27 protein-coding genes, 1 tRNA gene and 1 pseudogene are annotated in these 21794 nt (G+C 63.7%); 16 read left to right on the top strand and 13 right to left on the bottom strand.

Going from position 1 to position 21794, the window contains the following annotated elements:
- The first annotated feature begins 7 nt into the window (after positions 1-7).
- The 13 genes from rplR to U8330_RS10285 all read left to right on the top strand — a co-directional run bounded on the left by rplR (position 8) and on the right by U8330_RS10285 (position 10290).
- Positions 8-370: a 50S ribosomal protein L18 gene (rplR, locus tag U8330_RS10345; protein ID WP_323105193.1), complete on the top strand. Its 363-nt coding sequence runs from the start codon at positions 8-10 to the stop codon at positions 368-370.
- Between the two features lie 130 nt (positions 371-500).
- Complete coding sequence (rpsE, locus tag U8330_RS10340; RefSeq protein ID WP_323105192.1) at positions 501-1070, top strand: 30S ribosomal protein S5; 570 nt, start codon at positions 501-503, stop codon at positions 1068-1070.
- Positions 1071-1084: 14 nt separating this feature from the next.
- Positions 1085-1288 (top strand): 50S ribosomal protein L30, encoded by a 204-nt coding sequence (rpmD, locus tag U8330_RS10335; RefSeq protein ID WP_323105191.1) that lies wholly within the window; start codon positions 1085-1087, stop codon positions 1286-1288.
- Positions 1289-1301: 13 nt separating this feature from the next.
- On the top strand, positions 1302-1778 hold the full coding sequence (gene rplO / locus U8330_RS10330) for a 50S ribosomal protein L15 (protein ID WP_323105190.1): 477 nt from the start codon (positions 1302-1304) through the stop codon (positions 1776-1778).
- 303 nt (positions 1779-2081) lie between these two features.
- Positions 2082-3422 (top strand): preprotein translocase subunit SecY, encoded by a 1341-nt coding sequence (secY, locus tag U8330_RS10325; protein WP_323105189.1) that lies wholly within the window; start codon positions 2082-2084, stop codon positions 3420-3422.
- Positions 3419-4015 (top strand): adenylate kinase, encoded by a 597-nt coding sequence (locus U8330_RS10320; RefSeq protein ID WP_323105188.1) that lies wholly within the window; start codon positions 3419-3421, stop codon positions 4013-4015. The genes secY and U8330_RS10320 overlap by 4 nt, the downstream gene beginning before the upstream one ends.
- Before the next feature lie 253 nt (positions 4016-4268).
- Positions 4269-4637: a 30S ribosomal protein S13 gene (rpsM, locus tag U8330_RS10315; protein ID WP_062468258.1), complete on the top strand. Its 369-nt coding sequence runs from the start codon at positions 4269-4271 to the stop codon at positions 4635-4637.
- Positions 4638-4765: 128 nt separating this feature from the next.
- Entirely contained in the window at positions 4766-5155 is a 390-nt protein-coding gene (gene rpsK / locus U8330_RS10310) for a 30S ribosomal protein S11 (protein ID WP_323105186.1), read from the top strand.
- Positions 5156-5252: 97 nt separating this feature from the next.
- Positions 5253-6263, top strand: coding sequence for a DNA-directed RNA polymerase subunit alpha (locus U8330_RS10305; protein WP_323105185.1), 1011 nt, complete (start codon positions 5253-5255; stop codon positions 6261-6263).
- Between the two features lie 130 nt (positions 6264-6393).
- Entirely contained in the window at positions 6394-6819 is a 426-nt protein-coding gene (gene rplQ / locus U8330_RS10300) for a 50S ribosomal protein L17 (protein ID WP_323105184.1), read from the top strand.
- Between the two features lie 353 nt (positions 6820-7172).
- A complete protein-coding gene (locus tag U8330_RS10295; RefSeq protein WP_323107251.1) occupies positions 7173-8531 on the top strand; it encodes a DegQ family serine endoprotease in 1359 nt (452 codons plus the stop codon).
- The gene (locus U8330_RS10290; protein WP_323105183.1) at positions 8528-9841 is read left to right on the top strand and encodes a replication-associated recombination protein A; all 1314 of its coding nucleotides are present in this window, start codon (positions 8528-8530) and stop codon (positions 9839-9841) included. The genes U8330_RS10295 and U8330_RS10290 overlap by 4 nt, the downstream gene beginning before the upstream one ends.
- Before the next feature lie 134 nt (positions 9842-9975).
- The gene (locus U8330_RS10285) at positions 9976-10290 is read left to right on the top strand and encodes an SMR family transporter (protein WP_323105182.1); all 315 of its coding nucleotides are present in this window, start codon (positions 9976-9978) and stop codon (positions 10288-10290) included.
- Between the two features lie 163 nt (positions 10291-10453).
- Here the strand turns inward: U8330_RS10285 and U8330_RS10280 are convergent.
- The 5 genes and pseudogenes from U8330_RS10280 to crcB form a co-directional block, all read right to left on the bottom strand.
- A pseudogene (locus tag U8330_RS10280) lies at positions 10454-11600 on the bottom strand (serine hydrolase domain-containing protein).
- A 152-nt stretch (positions 11601-11752) separates the two neighbouring features.
- Positions 11753-12538 carry an ATP12 family chaperone protein gene (locus U8330_RS10275; RefSeq protein ID WP_323105181.1) on the bottom strand — a complete coding sequence of 262 codons (786 nt, stop codon included), beginning with the start codon at positions 12536-12538 and terminating at the stop codon, positions 11753-11755.
- The gene (locus tag U8330_RS10270; RefSeq protein ID WP_323105180.1) at positions 12531-13193 is read right to left on the bottom strand and encodes an HAD-IA family hydrolase; all 663 of its coding nucleotides are present in this window, start codon (positions 13191-13193) and stop codon (positions 12531-12533) included. The genes U8330_RS10275 and U8330_RS10270 overlap by 8 nt, the downstream gene beginning before the upstream one ends.
- The gene (locus U8330_RS10265) at positions 13193-14179 is read right to left on the bottom strand and encodes an RluA family pseudouridine synthase (RefSeq protein ID WP_323105178.1); all 987 of its coding nucleotides are present in this window, start codon (positions 14177-14179) and stop codon (positions 13193-13195) included. The genes U8330_RS10270 and U8330_RS10265 overlap by 1 nt, the downstream gene beginning before the upstream one ends.
- Positions 14180-14251: 72 nt before the next feature.
- Positions 14252-14629, bottom strand: a complete 378-nt coding sequence (gene crcB, locus U8330_RS10260; RefSeq protein WP_323105177.1) for a fluoride efflux transporter CrcB — start codon at positions 14627-14629, stop codon at positions 14252-14254.
- Between the two features lie 255 nt (positions 14630-14884).
- Between crcB and U8330_RS10255 the strand changes: the two genes are divergently transcribed.
- The gene (locus U8330_RS10255; protein ID WP_323105176.1) at positions 14885-15202 is read left to right on the top strand and encodes a DUF1883 domain-containing protein; all 318 of its coding nucleotides are present in this window, start codon (positions 14885-14887) and stop codon (positions 15200-15202) included.
- 54 nt (positions 15203-15256) lie between these two features.
- Here U8330_RS10255 and fghA read toward each other — a convergent pair whose 3' ends face one another.
- The 7 genes from fghA to U8330_RS10220 all read right to left on the bottom strand — a co-directional run bounded on the left by fghA (position 15257) and on the right by U8330_RS10220 (position 19478).
- The gene (fghA, locus tag U8330_RS10250) at positions 15257-16090 is read right to left on the bottom strand and encodes an S-formylglutathione hydrolase (protein ID WP_323105175.1); all 834 of its coding nucleotides are present in this window, start codon (positions 16088-16090) and stop codon (positions 15257-15259) included.
- Positions 16091-16179: 89 nt separating this feature from the next.
- Entirely contained in the window at positions 16180-16866 is a 687-nt protein-coding gene (locus U8330_RS10245; protein WP_323105174.1) for a DUF1345 domain-containing protein, read from the bottom strand.
- Positions 16867-16869: 3 nt separating this feature from the next.
- Positions 16870-17319: a YaiI/YqxD family protein gene (locus U8330_RS10240; RefSeq protein ID WP_416236840.1), complete on the bottom strand. Its 450-nt coding sequence runs from the start codon at positions 17317-17319 to the stop codon at positions 16870-16872.
- A gap of 5 nt (positions 17320-17324) precedes the next feature.
- Complete coding sequence (locus U8330_RS10235; RefSeq protein ID WP_323105173.1) at positions 17325-17594, bottom strand: BrnA antitoxin family protein; 270 nt, start codon at positions 17592-17594, stop codon at positions 17325-17327.
- Positions 17560-17847: a BrnT family toxin gene (locus U8330_RS10230; RefSeq protein WP_323105172.1), complete on the bottom strand. Its 288-nt coding sequence runs from the start codon at positions 17845-17847 to the stop codon at positions 17560-17562. The genes U8330_RS10235 and U8330_RS10230 overlap by 35 nt, the downstream gene beginning before the upstream one ends.
- A 42-nt stretch (positions 17848-17889) precedes the next feature.
- A complete protein-coding gene (locus U8330_RS10225) occupies positions 17890-19017 on the bottom strand; it encodes an S-(hydroxymethyl)glutathione dehydrogenase/class III alcohol dehydrogenase (protein WP_323105171.1) in 1128 nt (375 codons plus the stop codon).
- Between the two features lie 65 nt (positions 19018-19082).
- Complete coding sequence (locus U8330_RS10220) at positions 19083-19478, bottom strand: helix-turn-helix domain-containing protein (protein WP_323105169.1); 396 nt, start codon at positions 19476-19478, stop codon at positions 19083-19085.
- Positions 19479-19665: 187 nt separating this feature from the next.
- Between U8330_RS10220 and U8330_RS10215 the strand changes: the two genes are divergently transcribed.
- On the top strand, positions 19666-20592 hold the full coding sequence (locus U8330_RS10215; protein WP_323105168.1) for a DMT family transporter: 927 nt from the start codon (positions 19666-19668) through the stop codon (positions 20590-20592).
- 8 nt (positions 20593-20600) lie between these two features.
- On the opposite strand, the gene lipB is transcribed toward U8330_RS10215, so the two are convergent.
- Positions 20601-21326, bottom strand: coding sequence for a lipoyl(octanoyl) transferase LipB (gene lipB / locus U8330_RS10210; RefSeq protein WP_323105167.1), 726 nt, complete (start codon positions 21324-21326; stop codon positions 20601-20603).
- A 196-nt stretch (positions 21327-21522) separates the two neighbouring features.
- On the opposite strand from lipB, the gene U8330_RS10205 reads away from it, so the two are divergent.
- Positions 21523-21607: transfer RNA gene (locus U8330_RS10205), tRNA-Leu, on the top strand.
- The last annotated feature ends 187 nt before the right edge of the window (positions 21608-21794 follow it).

Genomic DNA, 21794 nt, shown 5'->3' with positions numbered 1-21794 from the left:
ACGCGAAATGGCTAGCAGGAAAGATACTCTTGTACGTCGCGCCACCCGCGTGCGTCGTCAGCTCAAGGCGGTCGCCAACGGTCGTCCGCGCCTGTCGGTTCATCGCTCGTCGAAGAACATCTACGCTCAGGTCATCGATGACGTGGCCGGCCGCACGCTTGCGTCCGCCTCCACGCTCGACACGGGTCTGCGCGGCGATCTGAAGACGGGTGCCGACACCGCAGCCGCCGCTGCGGTTGGCAAGCTCCTTGCCGAACGCGCCTCTCAGGCCGGCGTAAAGGACGTGGTCTTCGACCGTGGCGCCTTCATCTATCACGGCCGCATCAAGGCGCTTGCCGACGCTGCCCGCGAGGGTGGCCTGAACTTCTAAGGTTCGTTCGGCCCGGCTTGTCCGGGCCGAGCCATGCCTTGGTCGCGCCGCCTGCCTCCAGCGAGGGGCAACAAGGGCGGCATCCAGTCAATCTGCCGATTGCACCCGGAAAAGAAAAAGGAAAAGGACAATGGCACAAGAAAGAAGAGGTTCTCGCGAGGATCGCCAGAACCGCGAGGAGCGCGACAGCGAATTCGTCGACAAGCTCGTCGCCATCAACCGCGTCGCCAAGGTGGTGAAGGGCGGCCGTCGTTTCGGCTTTGCTGCTCTCGTCGTCGTCGGCGACCAGAAGGGCCGCGTCGGCTTCGGCCACGGCAAGGCACGCGAAGTGCCGGAAGCCATCCGCAAGGCCACCGAAGCCGCCAAGCGCGAACTGATCTTCGTTCCGCTGCGCTCCGGCCGCACCCTGCATCATGACGTGCATGGCCGCCACGGCGCCGGCAAGGTCCTGCTGCGTTCGGCCAAGGCCGGTACCGGCATCATCGCCGGCGGTCCGATGCGCGCCGTTTTCGAAACCCTCGGCATGCACGACGTCGTCGCCAAGTCGACCGGGTCCTCGAACCCCTACAACATGATCCGCGCCACCTTCGACGCTCTGAAGAACCAGATGCACCCGAAGGACATCGCTGCCCAGCGCGGTCTCAAATACGCCACCCTGCAGGCTCGTCGCGAGTCCGCCGGCGTGTCCTCCGAAGAATAAGGGAGACCCGATCGATGGCTAAGTCGGAAAACACCGGTAAGACGGTCACTGTCGAGCAGATCGGCAGCCCCATCCGCCGCCCCGCCGTCCAGCGCGCCACGCTGATCGGCCTGGGTCTCAACAAGATGCACCGGGTTCGCACGCTCGAGGACACCCCGTCCGTTCGCGGCATGATCCGGTCCGTCCAGCACCTCGTTCGCGTTATCGACGAGAAGTGAGGGAGATCAGATCATGAAGCTGAACGAAATCAAGGATAATGAAGGCGCCACCCATTCGCGCAAGCGTCTGGGTCGCGGTATCGGCTCCGGCTCCGGCAAGACGGCCGGCCGCGGTGTGAAGGGCCAGAAGGCGCGCTCGGGCGTTGCCATCAACGGCTTCGAAGGCGGTCAGATGCCCATCTACCGTCGTCTGCCGAAGCGCGGCTTCACCAACATCTTCGCCTCGGACTATGTCGTCGTCTCGCTCGGCCGTATTCAGAAGGCGATCGAAGCCGGCAAGCTCGACGCTGGCCAGACGGTCGATGCCGCAGCGCTGAAGGCTGCCGGCGTGATCCGCCGCGTCAAGGATGGCGTTCGCGTCCTCGCCGACGGCGATGTCTCCTTCAAGCTGACGCTTGAAGTGGCTGGCGCCTCCAAGTCGGCTGTCGAGAAGATCGAAAAGGCCGGTGGCTCGATCAAGCTGCTCGCCGCCGCTGCTGCCGCTGAATAAGCCTTGAAGATGAGCCGCCCGGAGTGTTAAGCACCGGGCGGTTTTTCATGTCCGGAGGAGGCGGATCGCCAGCCGGCCGGATAGGGAAGGGCAGGCGGACAGACGGGATCGCGAAGGGGCCGGGGGGAATCGGCTCGATTGCGTCACGGATGCGACACAGCGCCCCCATAAACTTGATGTCACGCATGTTTTCCCTTTCAACCGATTTGAATTTGGGAAAGACTGCATCCACGAAATGAAAGCTTTTCCGGAGTCGGCCGGGTCTGACGCCGCGGGTTCGGAACTGGCTACGCGGAGAATCGCATGGCTTCTGCAGCGGAACAGCTCGCCTCCAATTTGAATTTCTCGACCTTCGCCAAGGCGGAGGATCTGAAGAAGCGCCTCTGGTTCACGCTCGGCGCGCTGCTGGTCTATCGTCTCGGCACCTATATCCCTCTGCCCGGTTTGAATCCGGAAGCTTTCGCGCAGGCCTTCCAGGGGCAGAGCGGCGGTATCCTCGGCCTCTTCAACATGTTCTCGGGCGGCGCCGTGTCGCGCATGGCGATCTTCGCGCTCGGCATCATGCCCTATATCTCCGCCTCCATCATCGTTCAGCTCATGACGTCGGTCGTTCCCTCGCTCGAGCAGCTGAAGAAGGAAGGCGAGCAGGGCCGCAAGATCATCAACCAGTACACCCGCTACGGAACGGTGCTGCTCGGCCTGCTGCAGGCCTATGGCATTGCCGTGGGCCTTGAAAGCGGGCAGAACCTGGTGGCCGATCCTGGCTGGTTCTTCCGCATTTCCACCATCATCTCGCTGCTCGGCGGCACGATGTTCCTGATGTGGCTCGGTGAGCAGATCACCTCGCGCGGCATCGGCAACGGTATCTCGCTGATCATCTTCGCCGGCATCGTCGCCCATCTGCCGACGGCGCTCGCCGGTACGCTCGAGCTCGGCCGCACTGGCGCCCTGTCGACGCCGCTGATCCTCGCCATCATCGTCATGGTCGTCGGCGTCATCGCGCTGATCGTCTTCGTGGAGCGCGCCCAGCGCCGCCTTCTGATCCAGTATCCGAAGCGCCAGGTGGGCAACCGCATGTTCCAGGGCGACACCTCGCACCTGCCGCTGAAGCTCAACACGGCCGGCGTCATCCCGGCGATCTTCGCGTCCTCGCTACTCCTGCTGCCTGCCACCATTGCCGGTTTCGCCAACAGCGCCACCCTGCCGTCCTGGGCGACCGCGATCGTCGGGTCGCTCGCCCATGGTCAGCCGCTTTACATGGTGCTCTATGCAGCGCTGATCGCCTTCTTCGCCTTCTTCTACACGGCCATCGTCTTCAATCCGAAGGACACGGCCGACAATCTGAAAAAGCATGGCGGCTTCATCCTCGGCATCCGGCCGGGCGAACGGACCGCGGAATATATCGATTACGTCCTCACCCGCATCACGGTGGTCGGCGCAATCTACCTGATTTTCGTCTGCATTCTGCCTGAGTTCCTCATCGCTCGCACCGGCGTGCCATTCTACCTTGGTGGTACATCGCTGTTGATCGTTGTCAGCGTTACGCTCGATACGGTAGCACAGATCCAGGGTCATCTGATCGCCCAGCAATATGAAGGGCTGATCAAGAAGTCGAAGCTGCGTGGAGGAAAGAGGGGACGATGAGACTGATATTTCTGGGGCCGCCGGGGGCCGGAAAAGGGACCCAGGCGAAGCTGCTGACCGAACGGTTCGGCATTCCGCAACTCTCGACCGGGGATATGTTGAGAGCGGCTGTCGCGGAAGGAAGCGATGTCGGCAAGCGGGCCAAGGCGGTCATGGATGCCGGCGGGCTCGTGTCGGACGAGATCGTCAACGAGATCGTTTCCGAGCGCATCGATATGGATGATTGCGCTCGAGGCTTCATCCTCGACGGGTATCCGCGCACCGTGCCGCAGGCCGTGGCGCTCGGCCGCATGCTCGAAGGCAAGGGGCTGAAGCTCGATGCCGTGATCGAGCTCAAGGTCGACGAAGCCGCTCTGGTGCGGCGAATCGAGAATCGCGTGGCCGAGACGATGGCGGCCGGGGGCAAGGTTCGCGCCGACGACAACCCCGAATCGGTGCGCAAGCGTCTGGTCGAGTATCGCGAGAAGACCGCGCCGCTGTCCCAGCACTACGCCTCGACCGGCGATCTGCGGACCGTCGATGGCATGGCCTCGGTCGAAACCGTGACGCGCCAGATCAGCGACATCCTGGCCACCGCTGCGGCGGAGGCTTGACGAACAGGGGCGAAGTGCCTGTATACAGGGGCTTGCCCGGGAAAAAGGACCCGGCCGGGAGTTGACTTTTCCGGCCGATTCCGCGTAAAGACCGCGCTAACTCGCAACATGCAGAGATCGGCGCGGATTTCGAGAGGAAGTCCGGGCGCGATCTTTTTCACGTGTTCCGAACCGACAACTGAAACGGACGGCTATTTAAGGCTGCATCAAAGCACCTATTGCCGGATGGCAACTGGAAGCAAGGAGAACGGACGTGGCACGTATCGCTGGCGTCAACATCCCGACGGCAAAGCGCGTTGTAATCGCGCTGACCTATATCCACGGGATTGGACCGAAATTCGCACAGGAAATCGTCGAGAAGGTCGGCATCCCGGCCGAGCGCCGCGTGCATCAGCTGACCGACGCAGAAGTTCTGCAGATTCGCGAAGCCATCGACCGCGAATACCAGGTCGAAGGTGACCTGCGTCGCGAGACCTCGATGAACATCAAGCGCCTGATGGACCTCGGCTGCTATCGCGGCCTGCGTCATCGTCGCTCGCTGCCGGTTCGCGGCCAGCGCACGCACACCAATGCCCGCACCCGCAAGGGTCCGGCCAAGGCGATCGCCGGTAAGAAGAAGTAATTTCTGAGCGAATAGCGATTGGCGAATAGCGGATAGGCTCGATCTATTCGCTATTCGCCTTTGACTATTCGCTTCGAAGGTGGAGCCGCTGGAATTACGGCGGCGAAGAGATCAACGAAAGGGAATCCATGGCCAAGGAAGCCACACGCGTCCGCCGTCGCGAACGCAAGAATATCTCGTCGGGCGTTGCCCACGTGAACTCCTCGTTCAACAACACCATGATCACCATCACCGACGCGCAGGGCAATGCGATTGCCTGGTCGTCGGCCGGTTCGAAGGGCTTCAAGGGTTCGCGCAAGTCGACCCCCTTCGCCGCTCAGATCGCTGCTGAAGATGCTGCCAAGAAGGCGCAGGAACACGGCATGAAGACGCTGGAAGTCGAAGTTTGCGGTCCGGGTTCCGGTCGCGAATCGGCACTGCGCGCTCTGCAGGCTGCCGGCTTCATGATCACCTCCATCCGTGACGTGACGCCGATCCCGCACAATGGCTGCCGTCCGCGCAAGAAGCGTCGCGTCTGATTTACCGTCGTGTCTCCGGAGAGATTGAACCCTCTCTCCGGCGCTTCAGGGCTCGGTTGCCACGATTGAATGGTGGCAACGAACGGAAGGCAAAATTATGATTCAGAAAAACTGGCAGGAATTGATCAAGCCGAACAAGGTCGAGTTCACGTCTTCCGGCCGCACCAAGGTAAGCCTTGTGGCGGAGCCGCTGGAGCGTGGCTTCGGTCTGACACTCGGCAATGCGCTGCGTCGCGTGCTGCTGTCGTCGCTGCGCGGTGCGGCCGTGACCGCCGTGCAGATCGACGGCGTTCTGCACGAGTTCTCCTCCATTCCCGGCGTTCGCGAAGATGTCACCGACATCGTCCTGAACATCAAGGAAATCGCGATCAAGATGGACGGCGACGATGCCAAGCGCATGGTTGTCCGCAAGCAGGGTCCGGGCGTCGTCACCGCCGGCGACATCCAGACGGTCGGCGACATCGAGATTTTGAACCCCAACCACGTGATCTGCACGCTCGACGAGGGCGCCGAGATCCGCATGGAGTTCACGGTCAACAACGGCAAGGGCTACGTGCCGGCCGAGCGCAACCGCTCGGAAGACGCGCCGATCGGCCTCATTCCGGTCGACAGCCTCTACTCGCCGGTCAAGAAGGTCTCCTACAAGGTGGAAAACACCCGTGAAGGCCAGGTTCTCGACTATGACAAGCTGTCGATGACCATCGAGACCGACGGCTCCGTCACCGGTGAAGACGCCGTGGCCTTCGCGGCGCGCATCCTTCAGGACCAGCTCGGCGTTTTCGTCAACTTCGACGAGCCGCAGAAGGAAACCGAAGAGGAAGCCGTCACCGAACTGGCCTTCAACCCGGCGCTCCTCAAGAAGGTGGACGAACTCGAACTTTCGGTTCGCTCGGCCAATTGCCTGAAGAACGACAACATCGTCTACATTGGCGATCTCATCCAGAAGACGGAAGCCGAAATGCTTCGCACGCCGAACTTCGGCCGCAAGTCGCTGAACGAGATCAAGGAAGTCCTCGCCTCCATGGGCCTGCATCTCGGCATGGAAGTGCCGGCCTGGCCGCCGGAGAACATCGAAGACCTCGCCAAGCGCTACGAAGACCAGTACTAAAAAACAAAAAAGGCAGGTGTGACTTGCCTTTCCCCGTCAAACAGCAGGCCCTCCCGAAGAGGATGGTGCCTGTATGTGCCAGGAAACGGCAGGCCCATCAGAGGGGCACCTGCACCAAAGGAGACTAGCAATGCGCCATCGTAAAGCCGGCCGCAAGCTGAACCGGACCGCCAGCCACCGCAAGGCGATGTTCGCCAACATGGCGGCGTCGCTGATCCAGCACGAGCAGATCGTCACGACCCTGCCGAAGGCCAAGGAAATCCGCCCGATCGTCGAAAAGCTCGTCACGCTCGGCAAGCGCGGCGACCTGCACGCCCGTCGTCAGGCCATCGCCCAGATCCGTGACGTCGCCGTCGTCGCCAAGCTGTTCGACACGATCGCCACGCGCTACGCCACCCGCAATGGCGGCTATATCCGCATCATGAAGGCCGGCTTCCGCTATGGCGACAATGCCGCCGTGGCCGTCGTCGAATTCGTCGACCGTGACGTGGACGCCAAGGGCGCCGCCGACAAGGCCCGCGTTGCCGACGAGCAGGCTGCTGCCGAAGCCGCTTGATCGATCGATTGCAGACCGACGAGAAGCCGGGCGGTAAACCGTCCGGCTTTTTTCGTGTGTGCAAGCCTGGACGTCGGAGCTTGAGTGGGAAGGGCGGTCGGCTCCGGGTGGAGAGGCGTGTTGAGGGTCAGCCGGGTGCCGACCAGGCTCGGGGATCCTCTCTTGTCTTTGCTTTTCGTCGTTTATCGCCTATCTCGACACGCATCCCGTTTGCATCCTGTAGGGTCCGACGCATGTCCCGTACTCCCCTGTCGCTCGTTCTGTCCGGTATCGCCGGGCTGGTCCTCATTCTCCTTCTCTCGCACGCGGTGGCACCCACGGGCCTCAGCGAGTCCTCGCCCTCTGTCGATCCGATGGAGACGGCTGCCGTGGCGCAGAGCGTGCCGCCCAAGGCCGTTCCGGAAAGCCGGACGGAGATGCAGCTGTCCTTCTCGCCGCTCGTCAAGCAGACGGCCAATGCGGTGGTGAACGTCTATGCCGAGAAGCTCGTGGAGCGGGCCTCTCCCTTCGATGGCGACCCCTTCTTCGAGCGCTTCTTTGGCCAGCGCATGCCGAACCGTTCGGAAAAGCAATCCTCGCTCGGCTCCGGGGTCATCGTCGGCGCGGACGGCACGGTGGTGACCAACAACCACGTCATCGAGGGCGCGGACGACATCAAGGTCGCGCTCGCCGATGGTCGCGAGTTCGAATCGAAGGTGGTGCTGAAGGATGACCGGCTGGATCTGGCGGTGCTGAAGATCCAGAATGGCGGCCCTTTCGAAACCATCCCGCTCGGCGATTCCGACAGGGTCGAGGTCGGCGATCTGGTTCTTGCCATCGGCAATCCCTTCGGCGTCGGCCAGACGGTGACGAGCGGAATCGTCTCGGCGCTGGCGCGTAACCAGGTGACGCCGGGCAGCGATTTCGGCTTCTTCATCCAGACGGACGCCGCCATCAATCCCGGCAATTCGGGCGGCGGCCTGATCGATATGTCGGGCCGGCTGATCGGCATCAATACGGCGATCTTCTCCCGCGGCGGCGGATCGAACGGCGTCGGCTTCGCCATTCCCGCCAATCTCGTCAAGGTCTTCGTCGAATCGGCCAAGGGCGGCAATGGCAGCTTCGTGCGTCCCTTCATCGGCGCAACCTTCGAGCCGGTCACCTCCGACGTTGCCGAATCGCTGGGACTCGATCGCGCACGCGGTGCGCTGGTCAGCGCCGTGATCGAGGGCGGACCAGCCGAACAGGCGGGCATCAAGCCGGGCGAGGTCGTGACCGCCGTCAACGGCATCGCTGTCGAACATCCGGATGCGCTCGGCTATCGCCTGACCACTGTCGGCATCGGCAAGGAGGTACGCCTGACGATCGCCAGCAATGGCAAGACGCATGAAGTCACGCTGAAGCTCGACCGGGCTCCCGAAACCCAGCCGCGCGACGAGCGGCTGATCGAGGGCCGCAGCCCGTTTGCCGGCGCGGTCGTCGGCAATTTGTCGCCGCGGCTTGCCGACGAGCTGCGCCTGCCGGCCACCTCCAGCGGCGTGGTGGTCACCGCGGTCAATCGCGGTTCGCCGGCCGCACGCGTGGGCTTTGCGCCGAAGGATATCATCGTCGCCGTCAATGGCGTGGCCATCGATACGACGCAGACGCTGGAGAAGGTCTCGCAGGATGATCCCTCCTTCTGGCGGGTGGAAATCGAGCGGGATGGGCAGCGCATCCGCCAGTTCTTCCGATGAGCGATCTCTTCGCCCCGCATGAGCCGCCGGCCATGGAGGCGAAGCGGCCGCTGGCCGACCGGCTGCGGCCGAAGACGCTCGGCGAGGTAACCGGCCAGCCGCATTTGACCGGCGAGGATGGCACGCTTCGGCGAATGATCGAGTCGGGCTCGCTCGGCTCGATGATCTTCTGGGGCCCGCCCGGCACCGGCAAGACAACGGTCGCGCGGCTGCTGTCGGGCGAAACCGGACTCGCCTTCGAACAGATCTCGGCCATCTTCTCCGGCGTCGCCGATCTGAAGAAGGTTTTCGAAGGCGCGCGCGCACGGCGCATGTCCGGCCGCCAGACGCTGCTGTTCGTCGACGAGATCCACCGCTTCAACCGCGCCCAGCAGGACAGCTTTCTGCCTGTGATGGAGGACGGCACGATCATCCTGGTCGGGGCCACCACGGAGAACCCGTCCTTCGAGCTCAACGCCGCGCTTCTCTCCCGCGCCCGCGTTCTCACCTTCCGCGCCCATGACGAACAGAGCCTGCGCGAGCTGCTGGCCCGCGCGGAGGCAGCCGAGGGCAGGGCGCTGCCGCTGGACGACGAGGCGCGCGCCAGCCTGATCCGCATGGCGGATGGCGACGGACGCGCCGCGCTGACGCTTGCGGAGGAGGTCTGGCGTGCCGCCCGCACGAAGGAGATTTTCAATGCAGCGGCCTTGCAGGAGATCGTCCAGCGCCGCGCCCCGGTTTATGACAAGAGCCAGGACGGCCATTACAATCTGATCTCGGCGCTGCATAAGTCGGTCCGCGGCTCTGATCCGGACGCCGCCCTCTATTATCTCTGCCGCATGTTCGACGCCGGCGAGGACCCGCTGTATCTCGGGCGGCGGCTGGTGCGCATGGCGGTCGAAGATATCGGGCTTGCCGATCCGCAGGCGCTCGTCATCTGCAATGCCGCCAAGGATGCCTATGATTATCTCGGCTCCCCGGAGGGCGAACTGGCGCTGGCCCAGGCCTGCGTCTATCTGGCCACCGCACCGAAGTCGAACGGCGTCTACACGGCCTACAAGGCGGCACTGCGCGCAGCCAAGGAACACGGCTCGCTGCTGCCGCCCAAGCACATCCTTAACGCGCCGACCAAGCTGATGAAGGGCGAGGGATATGGCGACGGCTATCGCTACGACCATGACGAGCCGGACGCCTTCTCAGGCCAGGATTACTTCCCCGAAAAGATGGGCCGCCGCACCTTCTACGATCCGCCGGAGCGCGGTTTCGAGCGGGAGATTCGCAAGCGGCTCGACTGGTGGTCGAAGCTTCGCAAGGAGCGCGGCGGCGCTTGAGCCGCCCGTACTTGGGTCCCGGTCTTGCCGATCAGGGGCGGGTGTGGCATAAAACACGGACCGCGGACGGCCGCGGGCGCGATCACGCGCAACGCCCGCGGGGACGGCCTCGCTTCTTGCAAAGGAGCGACATCATGGCCTGGTTCACCCTCTTCCTCGCCGGACTTCTCGAAATTGGCTGGGCCGTCGGGCTTAAATATACCGACGGCTTCACACGGCCTTTGCCGACCGTTCTGACCGTTGGTTCGATGGTCCTCTCCGTCGCGCTGCTCGGGCTCGCCGTACGCAGCCTGCCGCTCGGCACGGCCTACGCCATCTGGACCGGCATCGGCACGGTCGGCACGGTCGCGCTCGGCATCTTCCTCTTCGCAGAACCCGTCACGGCAGCACGACTCGGCTGCATCGGGCTGATCGTGGCAGGGATCGCGGGGTTGAAGCTGACGGCGTGAGGGCGACTCCAAGGTCCCCATCTGGACGTCCGCAAAGTGAGTGGGTCTTGAGCTTGGTCACGCTCCTGAGCGCGCTGACCATTGTTACAGCGGTCGATTCTCCGTTGCTCGAAGCGGGCCTCCCACGACGTGCGCGGAGCATACGGTCCCAACCGCTTCCCATTTATACAGCGTACACCGCGTCTCGAACAGCCGTCGGAAAGGCGCCTGCGAGTCCTTCCGGTGCCGTGTTGCTGAGGATGACCACGGAGAATCCATTCGCGGAATCGACAAACCAACGATGGCCGTACACGCCGCCCCATTGCAGTGTTCCACGCGCCTGCGGGGTGCCGGTTCCGGTGGGATCACAGAGCACTGCCCATCCGTATCCGAAACCCCAACCAGGGCCTTGCGTCTCGGCCTCGAGTCCAACGTGGTTATGCGTCATCTGAGACACGGTGTCCGTGGAGAGGATCGGCTGGCCGCCAGCTCGAATGACGTCCAAGAAGGTGAGAATGTCACCTGCGGTGCCGACCATTCCTCCTCCCCCCCGACTCATAGGAGTTGGCACCAAAGATCCAGCTGGGCCAGAAACTCAACGTCATCGTCGGGAGGGTGACGATCGTTCCGTCCTGCATCCTCTCCGGTCCGTCGCTTCGGTTGACGTAAGGTGTAACAAGCCGCGAGGGGTCTCTCACCGAAAAGCCGGTTTCGAACATTTCCAACGGCTCTGTCACATGCTCTCGAACAAGTTCCGAGAGCGCATGACCTGTCGCCTTCTCCAGGACGCCGCCGAGCACATCGAGTGCTAGAGAATATCGCCACCCTTTGCCGGGACGGAATCGCAGGGTCGTGCTTCCAATTCTTTCGAGATTCTCAGCGAGGGACAAGCCGGGTTGCTCCATCCCATCCGATACGTTCAGCCTGTGGTAGTCACTGCCTTCGAACTCAGAGAGCCTATAGCTCAGCCCAGATGAGTGGGTTAGCAGGTGGGCGATGGTGATTTCAGGAGAAGAGCCATCTTGCAGACGCGGACGAAAGCCCGGCAGCCAGCGCGTGATCGGCTCATCGAGGGTGATGGTCCCTTTTTCGACAAGCCGCATCGCCGCGGCAGAAACGATCGGTTTCGTGATCGACGCAAGACGAAAAACTGCATCCTCGCGCATGGCCAAGCCAGCCTCCCGGTCTGCATAGCCACCGGCTCTGCAGTAGACAATCTCGCCGTGGCGCGAGACGATGACAACAGCGCCGACGAGACGCTGCTCAGCCAGAGCTTGATCGAAAGCTGCATCAAGGGCGGCAGCCTGCTTCGAGAGAGAAGATGGGCACATTCTTGGAAACTCCTGCGGTGGTCGGAACCTTAGGAGATTCTAAATTTCAAGACAACGCTGGATACGACCAGTTGAGGACGGCGGAAACTCCGCTTATCGTCCTGTTGCGTGGCTCGCAGATCGCACAAACACCTACGAAGCTGCGAACCCATTTACCGCAGCGTGCCCAGCACCTTTGCTGCGGCCTGCATGTCCTTCCAGCGGGCTTCGCGTCGCTGGAAGGCTTCTTCGTCGGTGCCCCAGTGCTCGATCTGCCAGTCTTCGTCGAGATGGGCGAGCGACCAGGCCTCCTCGGCGGAGAGGCGAGCGTCGGCGACGGCGAGCGCCAGGATGGCGGAGCCGGTGAGCGTGGTCATGGCATGGAGGCAGGCAAGGCCGAGTGGGGTCGCATAGGCGCGCAGCGCTTCGGCGAAGGCGTCGATTGCCGGGCGCGGCTGGGCTTGGTGCATGATGCCTTCCGCCAGGATGAAGCGGGCGCCATGGGTTTCCGCCGCCCAGCGCAGGACCGGATCCCAGCGGCCCGTCTGCCGCTCTACCAGGCCCTCGGGCTCGGCGGCGCGGTAGCAGAGCATGTCGGTGCCCGAGAAGGCGAGGATATCGTCGAAGACGCCGCGCACATCCTTGGCAACGCCGTCGAGCGCCGTGTTGACGAGCCGGGTCACCGGCATCGCGCCGGGATCGATCACCTCGGCCTGGGCGCGCCATTCCTCCGCGACCAGCTCGGCCAGGCTTGCCGTCGGCACGGTCAGCGGCTGGCGTGCCGGCGTGCGCACGCTGCGCCCGTCGAGCAGGATCTGGTGGGCGCCAGTCTCGTCCCGGCCCACGGTCACATCTTTGTAGAAGCGCTTCGGCAGCGGCTTCAGCATCTGGATTTGGGCCCGGCGCACCGGGTCGGGATCGCTGAAGGCATTGGCGAGCTCATCGCGTATATCAGTCATGCAGGGTCTCCAGCATGTCGAGGATCTCTTGCGGGTCGCGCACGATCCGGTCGGCGCCGGCGGCAACCAGGGAGTCCACCGGGGCATATCCCCAGGCGACGCCGACAGCCAGCGCACCCGCGGCTTTGGCCATCTGCATATCGTAAACCGCATCGCCGATAACAACCGTTCGCCCGGGCAAAATGCCGGCTTCGGCGCAGCATTCGCTGACCATGGCCGGGTGCGGCTTGGAGGGGCAATCATCCGCCGTGCGGCTGACGCGGAAGCTCCGTTCCATCCCATGGCTGGTCTCGATCATCACAAGCCCGCGGCGCGACTTGCCGGTGACGGCACCGAGCACGCAGCGTTGATCCTGCTCGAGCGTCGCCATCATCGGCGCGATGCCGGAAAAGAGCGGCTCGATGAATCCGTCTGCCCGCACGGCCGCATAGATGCTCTTGTAATGGGCCGTCATCGCGATCGCCTCATCGTCCACATGCGGCGAGGCTTTGAGCTTTGCGATGGCGATATCGAGGGTTAGGCCGATGATCGACTTGGTCTCGGACAGGCTCGGCGGGGTAAGGCCGAAGGCGCGGAACGTGCGGGCCATGGTCTCGTTGATCAGCGCCGCGCTGTCGACCAGCGTGCCGTCGCAATCGAAGAGGACGAGATGCATCAGTCTTCCCCGGCATTGTCGAGGTCGAAGCCGAACAGGTTCCAGCTCTGCTGCATATGCGGCGGCAGGGGCGCGGTGACGCTTAACCGGCCGCCATCGGGATGGGGAATATCGATATGGCGGGCAAGCAGGTGGAGCTTGTTCTGCACCCCGCCCGGGAAGGTCCAGTTGAGATCGGCGTCGAAATATTTCGGATCGCCCAGAATCGGATGGCCGATATGGGCGGCGTGGACGCGCAGCTGGTGGGTGCGACCCGTATAGGGCTCCATCTCCAGCCAGGCAAAATCCTGCCCGGCCTGTTCAAGGATTCGGTAGTAGGAGATCGCGTGGTCGGCCCCGTCCTCGCCATGCTTGGCGATGCGCATGCGGTCGCCATCCGGTGTCTGCTCCTTGACGAGCCAGGTCGAGATCTTGTCCTCGCGCTTGCGCGGCACGCCCTTGACCAGCGACCAGTAGGTTTTCTTCGTGTCGCGCTCGCGGAAGGCAGCAGTCAGTTTCTGCGCCGCGCCGCGGGTGCGGGCGATGACGAGAACGCCGGCGGTGTCGCGGTCGAGGCGGTGGACGAGACGCGGCTTCTCGCCCTTCGGGCTGACCCAGGCGTCCAGCATCTGGTCGATATGGCGATTGACGCCCGAGCCGCCCTGTACGGCGATGCCGGCCGGCTTGTTGAGCACGATGACCTTCGCATCCTCGTGCAGCACCATGCGGCGCAGCAATTCGGCATCGGGCGCATGTTTCAGGTCGCGTCCGGCGATCGGACCGGCGGCACGCTTGGCGTCGACATCCATCGGCGGAATGCGGATCGACTGGCCGGGCTCGATCCGCGTATCGGATTTGACCCGCCCGCCATCGATGCGGATCTGGCCGGAGCGCAACAGCTTTTGCAGGGCTCCAAAGCCGAGGCCGGGGAAATGCAGCTTGAACCAGCGGTCCAGCCGCATGCCGGCTTCGTCGGCGTCCACAGTCCTGTGCTCAATTCCGGCCACGTCGTCTTCCTTCAGTCCGTCGCTGGCGCATCCATCGCGGCGCCCGTCATCGCTTGCTCTGTCGCCCCGTTCCTACAGAATGGTCCGCATCAGGGCCAGTCCCGCAAAGACCGCGGCAATGGAAAAACCGACGCTCACGAGCAGATAGAGCGCCGCCAACCCGCTGTCTCCACGCTCCAGGAGCGTGACGACGTCGAGCGAAAAGGCGGAGAAGGTCGTGAAGCCGCCGAGGCACCCGGTGATCAGGAAGACCCGCAGCTCCTGCGGCGCTTCCGCCCGTATGGCGAAGACGCCGGCCACCAGGCCGATCAGGAATCCGCCGACGAGGTTGACGGTCAGTGTTCCGAAGGGGAAGACGGGGCCGAGGCTGCGGGCGGCGGCCAATCCCACGAGATAGCGCAGAACCGATCCGATGGCGCCGCCTGCGGCGACGAGGGCGATATTCAGCATGGCAGTTTCCTTTGCGGGCAGAGGCGAGACGGCGGCGCACGGTGCAGGAATGAGGTCAGGACCAGAGTTAGGCGATCTGGACGAAGACGCGTTCAAGGGGTGTGAAACAGGTTCGGGTTTGCAAACCTTTTCTTAAACGCTCATGCCTCATACTCACGTCGCCCATGAGCCGGGCGACATGGCGTCCGGAGTGGGAGAGCTCCGGACGCTTCCGTCCATGGTTTCGATATTTGGGAGCTGAACGCAGGGCTGAGCATGGCATCCACATCGCAATCCATCAACTTCACCCATTACGATCTCAAGGAGCAGCGCGCTGATACGGTCGTCGAAATCACGCTTTCAGCGGTCGCCAATGTCCGCCTGATGACGGACGCGAACTTCAAGCTCTACAAGCAGGCCGCCAAGCACCAGTTTCTCGGCGGAGTGGCCAAGAAGTCGCCGCTGCGGCTTGCCGTGCCCGCCTCCGGTCATTGGCACCTTGTGGTCGACATGCAGGGCCTGAACGGCTTGGCGCAGTCGAAAATCCGCGTCATCGATGCCGCGCCCGCTCAAAGGGCACAGTCAGCCGGATAGGACGGACGCGCACCGCTCTGTCAGAGCATCCGGGGCGCCCTTGAGGGTTTCCGGTCAGGCGAGACGTGTGGCATGCCATCTCAAGTGGTCGTCCATGAAGGTGGAGATGAAGAAATAGGAATGATCGTAATGCGGCTGCATGCGCAGCGTCAGGGCGATCTCCGTGCCTTCAACCGCTTTCTCGAACAGCCAGGGACGCAGGCCCTTCTCGAGGAACCCGTCGGCCGAGCCCTGGTCGATCAGGATCTCCGGGAAGCGGGCGCCATCCTCGACCAGCGCGCAGGCGTCATAGGCCCGCCACGCCGCGCGGTCTGGCCCGAGATAGGCCTCGAAGGCACCGATCGACCAGTCGGCCGTGGACGGGGCGACGATCGGAGCGAAGGCAGAGCAGGAGCGGAAGCGGCTCGGGTTCTTCAGCGCCATCGTCAGCGCGCCATGGCCGCCCATGGAGTGGCCGAAGATTCCCTGACGGCTCATATCGGCGGGAAAGGCGGCGGCGATCAGCGCAGGCAGGTCTTCGGTCAGATAGCGCGACATCTGGTAGTGTTGCGCCCAAGGTTCCTCCGTCGCGTCGAGGTAGAAGCCGGCGCCCTTGCCCATCTGCCAATTGTCCGGCTCGTCGGCGGCGTCCGGTCCGCGTGGGCTCGTATCCGGGCAGACGATGATCAGACCAAGCTCCGCCGCCATCCGCCGGTACTCGCCCTTGTCCATGACATTGGCATGGGTGCAGGTCAGGCCGGAGAGATACCAGAGAACGGGGCAGGGCGCTTCGGCCGCCTGTGGCGGAACGAAGACCGCGAAGGTCATCTCGCAGGCACATGCCGTCGAGGCATGGCTGTAGACGACCTGGCGACCGCCGAAGGCAACGGCTTCTGAAATCGTTTTCATCCATGATCCTTTTCTGAAGCGCCACGGGTGAGGGTCGGTTCACCGAAGGCTGCTCCCACTCGTGAAGGTCTCTGCTTCGACCGGATTCTCTAGAGCAGGGCCACGGCCGCGTTCACCGCAACCGCCACCAGCACCGCATTGAAGAAGAACGAGACGATGGCGTGCACCAGATTGACGCTTCGCATCTCGGTCGAGGTGATTGCGACATCCGAGGTCTGTGCCGTCATGCCGATCACGAAGGCAAAATAGAGGAAATCGACGATGCCGGGCAGAGGCGTGCGCGGAAAATCGAGCCCGCGGTTCGGCGTGTTCATTTCCGTGGTTTCTCCGCCCGTCTTGGCCGCGGGGGACAGCATGTCCGGGCTCCAGTAGCGGTGGGCATAATGAAAGGCGGCCATGGTGTGCACGGTCAGCCAGCCGCTCGCCACCGCCGAAAAGGCGAGCAAACGCTCGATGATCGGCGCCCCCTTCTGTTCGTTCAGCACCTGGAAGAGCGCGCCGAGACTGATGACGACTGCGGCCACGGTAACGAGGAAGATGACGATGGCCGGCTCGTCGGTGCCGGCCGCATTGTCGCGCAGATAGGGCCCGTCGAGCCGCGGTACCTTCAGAGCCGCAAGGATCAGATAGGTCAAGAAGAACGACACCGCAGCAAGCTCGATGGCAAGCCGCCTATCGAGCGTGGCAAGGCCGAGGACCAGCGCAAGGCTGGCGACGCCGAAGGCCACCAGAAAGGGTCGGTGGCGGCGGTGCAGAAGCGTCAGGGCATCGGCCATCGGTCAGGCCTGTTTCGCCCGCCGGCAGAGCCGGTCGAGGGATTCGAGAAAGGCGGAGCGGTCGCGGGGGGAAAAAGCGGCGTTGTAGCCCTTGCTCTCCCCCGTCTCACGCAGGTGCGCCCCGAGTTCGCGCATGGCGGTCGCCATGCCGATATTGGCGGTGTCGAAGATCCGGCCTGTCGGCCCGGTCACCAGCGCGCCCGCCGCTACGCAGCGACCGGCCAGCGGCACGTCGGCCGTCACCACCACATCGCCTGGACGCGCCCGCTCGGCGATCCAGTCGTCGGCCGCATCGAAACCCGCGGAAACGATGACATTGACCACCATCGGATCCCGCGACGGCCGCAACCCGGAATTGGCGACGAAGGTCACCTTCATCCCGTGCCGCTCGGCGACCTTGAGGATCTCCGGCTTGACCGGACAGGCATCGGCATCGACATAGATTTCGGGCATTGCGGTCAGCGTTGCTTCTGCTTGGACATGGTCCGGGCGTAGGATTCGAGAACCGCGTTCATGCGGGTCTGGTAGCCTTTACCGGTCTCTCGATAGGCCTGCAGCACAGACTTTTTCACGCGGAGGGTGATCTGTTCTGTTCCTTCGGGACGGACCAAGCGCGCGTCCTGCCAGAACGTCTCGTTCAGCTCGGGCAGATCGCCCATATCGATCTCATCATCCGGAAGAGCGGCGAGCTCCTCAAGACTCAGTTCCTTTTCGAAGTTCTTCGGCATAGCGAGCTCTCTCCCTGCGGCTGGCGCGACGGGCGGAGATCAGTCTTCGCACGCCGTGCCTGTTGGTATGGGTCACCGCGAGGCACAACACGCCGTCAACCATACCAAGACTGTTTTCCCTGACTTCGCCATAGTCAAAACGACGGTCGATGCTGGTGAAGACGGGCCCATCGAAGATCCGCACGGCGGTGGCAAAGCCGACGCCGTGCTTGGCAATGTTCAGCTCATTCTTGGCATCGTCCCATTCGAACATGAGCCGCCAGTGTAGTTACAAATGTAACTCCATGCAACACGGTCAGTACACCACCACGCTGCGGATCGATTTGCCTTCGTGCATCAGGTCGAAGCCGGTGTTGATGTCTTCGAGCGGCAGGAGATGGGTGATCATCGGGTCGATCTCGATCTTGCCCTCCATGTACCAATCGACGATCTTCGGCACGTCGGTGCGGCCGCGGGCGCCGCCGAAGGCCGTTCCCATCCAGGTGCGGCCGGTGACGAGCTGGAAGGGGCGGGTGGCAATTTCCTGCCCGGCGCCGGCGACGCCGATGATGACCGACTTACCCCAGCCGCGATGCGAAGCCTCGAGCGCCTGGCGCATGACTTTGGTGTTGCCCGTGCAGTCGAAGGTATAGTCCGCCCCGCCGATCTGGTCCGCGCCACGCTTGGTCATGTTGACGAGATAGGCGACGAGATCGCCCTCGATCTCCTTGGGGTTGACGAAATGCGTCATGCCGAAGCGCTCGCCCCAGGCCTTCTTCTCATTGTTGAGGTCGACGCCGATGATCATGTCGGCGCCGGCAAGCCGCAGGCCCTGGATGACGTTGAGGCCGATGCCGCCGAGGCCGAAAACGATCGCGGTCGCGCCGATTTCCACCTTGGCTGTGTTGATGACCGCGCCGACGCCGGTCGTCACGCCGCAGCCGATATAGCAGATCTTGTCGAAGGGGGCGTCCGGATTGACCTTGGCCAGCGCGATCTCCGGCAGGACCGTGAAATTGGCGAAGGTGGAGCAGCCCATGTAATGGTGGATCTTGTCCTTGCCGATCGAGAAGCGCGAGGTGCCGTCCGGCATCAGGCCCTGGCCCTGGGTGGAGCGGATGGCGGTGCAGAGATTGGTCTTGCGCGACAGGCAGGAGGGGCAGGTTCGGCATTCCGGCGTGTAGAGCGGAATGACATGATCGCCCTTCTTCAGCGAGGTGACGCCGGGGCCGACATCCACCACAACGCCCGCGCCTTCATGGCCGAGGATCGCCGGGAAAATTCCCTCCGGGTCCGCGCCGGACAGGGTGAACTCGTCCGTGTGGCAGATGCCGGTCGCCTTGATTTCCACCAGCACCTCGCCGGCCTTGGGGCCTTCCAGGTTCACGGTCATGATTTCCAGCGGCTTGCCGGCCTGAACGGCAACAGCGGCGCGAACGTCCATGGGGTTTCCTCCTGCGAAGTGTTCGGTTCGATGCAAGGGCGGCAAGAAGATTCGCCGCGATGGGGTCAGATGTCTTGCAGAACGCGGGAAAGCGCAAGCTCCAGGGCGGCGATTGCGCGAGCCGTCTCGGCGTGCAGCGCCCTGATTTTTGACAGCTCTTCGGCCAGGGCCTCGGCAGGGCCGAGCGAAAGTCCATCGCGCGGCGCTTCGCCGCGGCCTTCCATCAGCCAGGCCGGCGTGACCTTCAGCAGGCCGGCCAGAACGAAGAGACGGCTGGTTCTTGGTTCGGATCGGTCGCGCTCCCAGGCAGAGATCGTGTCGGGGCGCACGCCGAGCTGCCGGGCGAGGTCGGCGGTCGAAAGATTGAGCGCGGTGCGCGCCCGCCAGATCCGTCCGCCCAGCGTGTCGTCGTCCTGTCGCTGCCCGATCAGGGACAGCATCTTCTCCGTCGACATGCGCATGGTCGTCTCCACTAAAGCCGCGAGGGAGAAGAAAGCATAGACGAGCCGCCGCAGGAAAAGCATCGAAATTGCGCCGGTTCGCGCCGCTCAAGGTCAAGGAGAGGCTGAATTTTGCGGGGCCGGGGACGCTTGGAGGACAGGGTTGAATCGGCTAACTCTGAGCCACGCAGCCGCAGGAAGCAACCGCATGCAACAGGCCTCGTCCGACTCCGCACGCGCGACGGGCATGGCCATCATGCTCGGCGCCATGCTCATTCTGCCCGGCATGGATGCGATCGCCAAATACATGGCCGTCTCGGCCGGCATGTCGCCAGCGCAGGTGACCTTCTACCGGTTCTTCTTCCAGCTCGTCGCCACGCTGCCGATGCTCGTCAGGCTGGGCGGACTTCGGGCACTGACGCCGGAGCGGCCGTGGTTCAATCTCCTGCGCGGCGTGCTGCTGGCCGCCGCGGCGCTGCTCTTCTTCACCGCGGTCAAATACATGCCGCTCGCCGATGTCTTCGCGATCTATTTCGTCGAGCCCTTCATGCTGACCTGCCTTTCGGCCTTAATTCTCGGCGAACGGGTCGGCTGGCCGCGCTGGGTGGCGATCGCGGTCGGCTTCGGCGGCGCGATGATCGTCATCCAGCCGAGTTTCCAAGCTTTCGGCCTGACGGCGCTTCTGCCTGTCGGCTGTGCCTTTCTGTTTGCCTGCTATCTGCTGATGAACCGCGCCTCCGGCCCGGCCGACACGCCGCTCGCCATGCAGACCTTCGCCGGCATCGGCGGCACGCTGTTCATGGGGGCGACGATTCTGCTCGGACACGGGGCAGCGCTGCCGGATTTCGCCCCGTCCCTGCCGCAGACGCCGCTCGGTTGGCTGCTGGTCATGACGCTCGGCACGCTGTCCGGCTATGGGCATCTGATGGTGGTGAAAGCCTTCCGCGCCGCGCCCGCCTCGCTGCTCGCACCGTTCCACTATTTCGAGATCGTCAGCGCGACCGCGCTCGGCTTTCTGGTGTTCGGAGAGTTTCCCACCGCCTCGAAATGGCTCGGTGTCGCGATCATCGTCGGGTCCGGCCTGTTCATGATCTGGCGGGAACGCCGCGCGGTGCCGGAACCGAGCGTGCCCTGATCGCCCCGTCAGCCGGCTTCGCGATCGAGCCGCGTCGGGCCGAAAATTTCCTCGAAGGCGCCGCGCAGCTGCATGTCGACCTCCGGCATGGAGATGAGCAGGCCGAGATCGGCAAGGCTGGTGACGCCATAGCCCCGGATGCCGCAGGGAACGATCCCGTCGAAATGGTCGAGTTCCGGATCGACGTTCAGCGACAGGCCATGAAAACTGACCCAGCGCCGCAGGCGGATGCCGATCGCCGCGATCTTGTCCTCCGCGGGTGAGCCATCGGGCAGAGGCGGTTTTTCCGGCCGCCGCACCCAGACCCCGACGCGATCCTCCCGCCGCTCGCCCGTGACGTTCATGGCCGCCAGCGTGCCGATCGCCAGCGATTCGAGCGCGGCGACGAAGGCGCGCACATCCTGCCGGCGGCGCTTCAGATCCAGCATCACGTAGACCACGCGTTGTCCTGGCCCATGATAGGTATATTCGCCGCCGCGGCCGGTGGCATGGACCGGGAAACGATCGGGCGAGACGAGGTCGGCGGCATCGGCACTGGTTCCGGCCGTATAGAGCGGCGGGTGCTCGACCAGCCAGACGAGCTCATCGGCCTCGCCACGCGCAATCCGCTCGAGCTCGGCTTCCATCCGCGTGACCGCCTCAGAATAGGGGACGAGATCCGGCGCGATCCGCCAGCGCACCGGCGGATGGCCGGGCGCGGGGAGAAAGCGGCTGTCGAGGCTGTCGCGCTGCATGGGATCGAAGGCTCCGTGGCAATTTTGCCTTAGATGGTACGGGTTTGCAGGCGTGTAAAGCGGGGAGGACGGCACAGGATGACGGCCCGCCAAGAAGTTTTCCACCGCTGTCAGAAATCTCATCCATCGCCCTTGTGTGCCCCAGAACCTTTTGCTACATGCAGCCGCGCCGGAGCAATTCGGCGCCTACCACGATGCGGTCGTGGCGGAATTGGTAGACGCGCAGCGTTGAGGTCGCTGTGGGGCAACCCGTGGAAGTTCGAGTCTTCTCGACCGCACCAACAGAACCGGCTTCGGCCGGTTTTTTTGTGTCTTCCTTCCGACGATCTGCGCGCTTTTGAGGCCTGCTTTCCATCCTCGGTTCTTCTTTCATCGGCATTTGAGCGATGGCTTTGAGGATCGCTTGAAGTTTGCGTGGTACAGAGACCATCACGCAGCCTTCGTCCGCCATCGCCGATCCTTTGGTCG

The organism is Rhizobium sp. CC-YZS058 (assembly GCF_034720595.1).
GTDB lineage: Bacteria > Pseudomonadota > Alphaproteobacteria > Rhizobiales > Rhizobiaceae > Ferranicluibacter.
The sequence above is the reverse complement of the archived record's forward strand: the minus strand, read 5'-3'. Positions and strand labels throughout refer to the sequence as shown.

Coding starts and splice junctions, on each gene's coding strand:
- U8330_RS10275 (WP_323105181.1), bottom strand. CDS start 12,538: ATGACTGATATACGCGATGAGCTCGCCAATGCCTTCAGCGATCCCGAC.
- rplQ (WP_323105184.1), top strand. CDS start 6,394: ATGCGCCATCGTAAAGCCGGCCGCAAGCTGAACCGGACCGCCAGCCAC.
- crcB (WP_323105177.1), bottom strand. CDS start 14,629: ATGCTGAATATCGCCCTCGTCGCCGCAGGCGGCGCCATCGGATCGGTT.
- U8330_RS10285 (WP_323105182.1), top strand. CDS start 9,976: ATGGCCTGGTTCACCCTCTTCCTCGCCGGACTTCTCGAAATTGGCTGG.
- U8330_RS10290 (WP_323105183.1), top strand. CDS start 8,528: ATGAGCGATCTCTTCGCCCCGCATGAGCCGCCGGCCATGGAGGCGAAG.
- rpsK (WP_323105186.1), top strand. CDS start 4,766: ATGGCCAAGGAAGCCACACGCGTCCGCCGTCGCGAACGCAAGAATATC.
- rpmD (WP_323105191.1), top strand. CDS start 1,085: ATGGCTAAGTCGGAAAACACCGGTAAGACGGTCACTGTCGAGCAGATC.
- rplR (WP_323105193.1), top strand. CDS start 8: ATGGCTAGCAGGAAAGATACTCTTGTACGTCGCGCCACCCGCGTGCGT.
- lipB (WP_323105167.1), bottom strand. CDS start 21,326: ATGCAGCGCGACAGCCTCGACAGCCGCTTTCTCCCCGCGCCCGGCCAT.
- U8330_RS10305 (WP_323105185.1), top strand. CDS start 5,253: ATGATTCAGAAAAACTGGCAGGAATTGATCAAGCCGAACAAGGTCGAG.
- U8330_RS10220 (WP_323105169.1), bottom strand. CDS start 19,478: ATGCGCATGTCGACGGAGAAGATGCTGTCCCTGATCGGGCAGCGACAG.
- rplO (WP_323105190.1), top strand. CDS start 1,302: ATGAAGCTGAACGAAATCAAGGATAATGAAGGCGCCACCCATTCGCGC.
- U8330_RS10215 (WP_323105168.1), top strand. CDS start 19,666: ATGCAACAGGCCTCGTCCGACTCCGCACGCGCGACGGGCATGGCCATC.
- fghA (WP_323105175.1), bottom strand. CDS start 16,090: ATGAAAACGATTTCAGAAGCCGTTGCCTTCGGCGGTCGCCAGGTCGTC.
- U8330_RS10270 (WP_323105180.1), bottom strand. CDS start 13,193: ATGCATCTCGTCCTCTTCGATTGCGACGGCACGCTGGTCGACAGCGCG.
- U8330_RS10240 (WP_416236840.1), bottom strand. CDS start 17,319: ATGCCCGAAATCTATGTCGATGCCGATGCCTGTCCGGTCAAGCCGGAG.
- U8330_RS10245 (WP_323105174.1), bottom strand. CDS start 16,866: ATGGCCGATGCCCTGACGCTTCTGCACCGCCGCCACCGACCCTTTCTG.
- U8330_RS10255 (WP_323105176.1), top strand. CDS start 14,885: ATGGCATCCACATCGCAATCCATCAACTTCACCCATTACGATCTCAAG.
- U8330_RS10320 (WP_323105188.1), top strand. CDS start 3,419: ATGAGACTGATATTTCTGGGGCCGCCGGGGGCCGGAAAAGGGACCCAG.
- secY (WP_323105189.1), top strand. CDS start 2,082: ATGGCTTCTGCAGCGGAACAGCTCGCCTCCAATTTGAATTTCTCGACC.
- rpsE (WP_323105192.1), top strand. CDS start 501: ATGGCACAAGAAAGAAGAGGTTCTCGCGAGGATCGCCAGAACCGCGAG.
- U8330_RS10225 (WP_323105171.1), bottom strand. CDS start 19,017: ATGGACGTTCGCGCCGCTGTTGCCGTTCAGGCCGGCAAGCCGCTGGAA.
- U8330_RS10295 (WP_323107251.1), top strand. CDS start 7,173: ATGGAGACGGCTGCCGTGGCGCAGAGCGTGCCGCCCAAGGCCGTTCCG.
- U8330_RS10235 (WP_323105173.1), bottom strand. CDS start 17,594: ATGCCGAAGAACTTCGAAAAGGAACTGAGTCTTGAGGAGCTCGCCGCT.
- U8330_RS10230 (WP_323105172.1), bottom strand. CDS start 17,847: ATGTTCGAATGGGACGATGCCAAGAATGAGCTGAACATTGCCAAGCAC.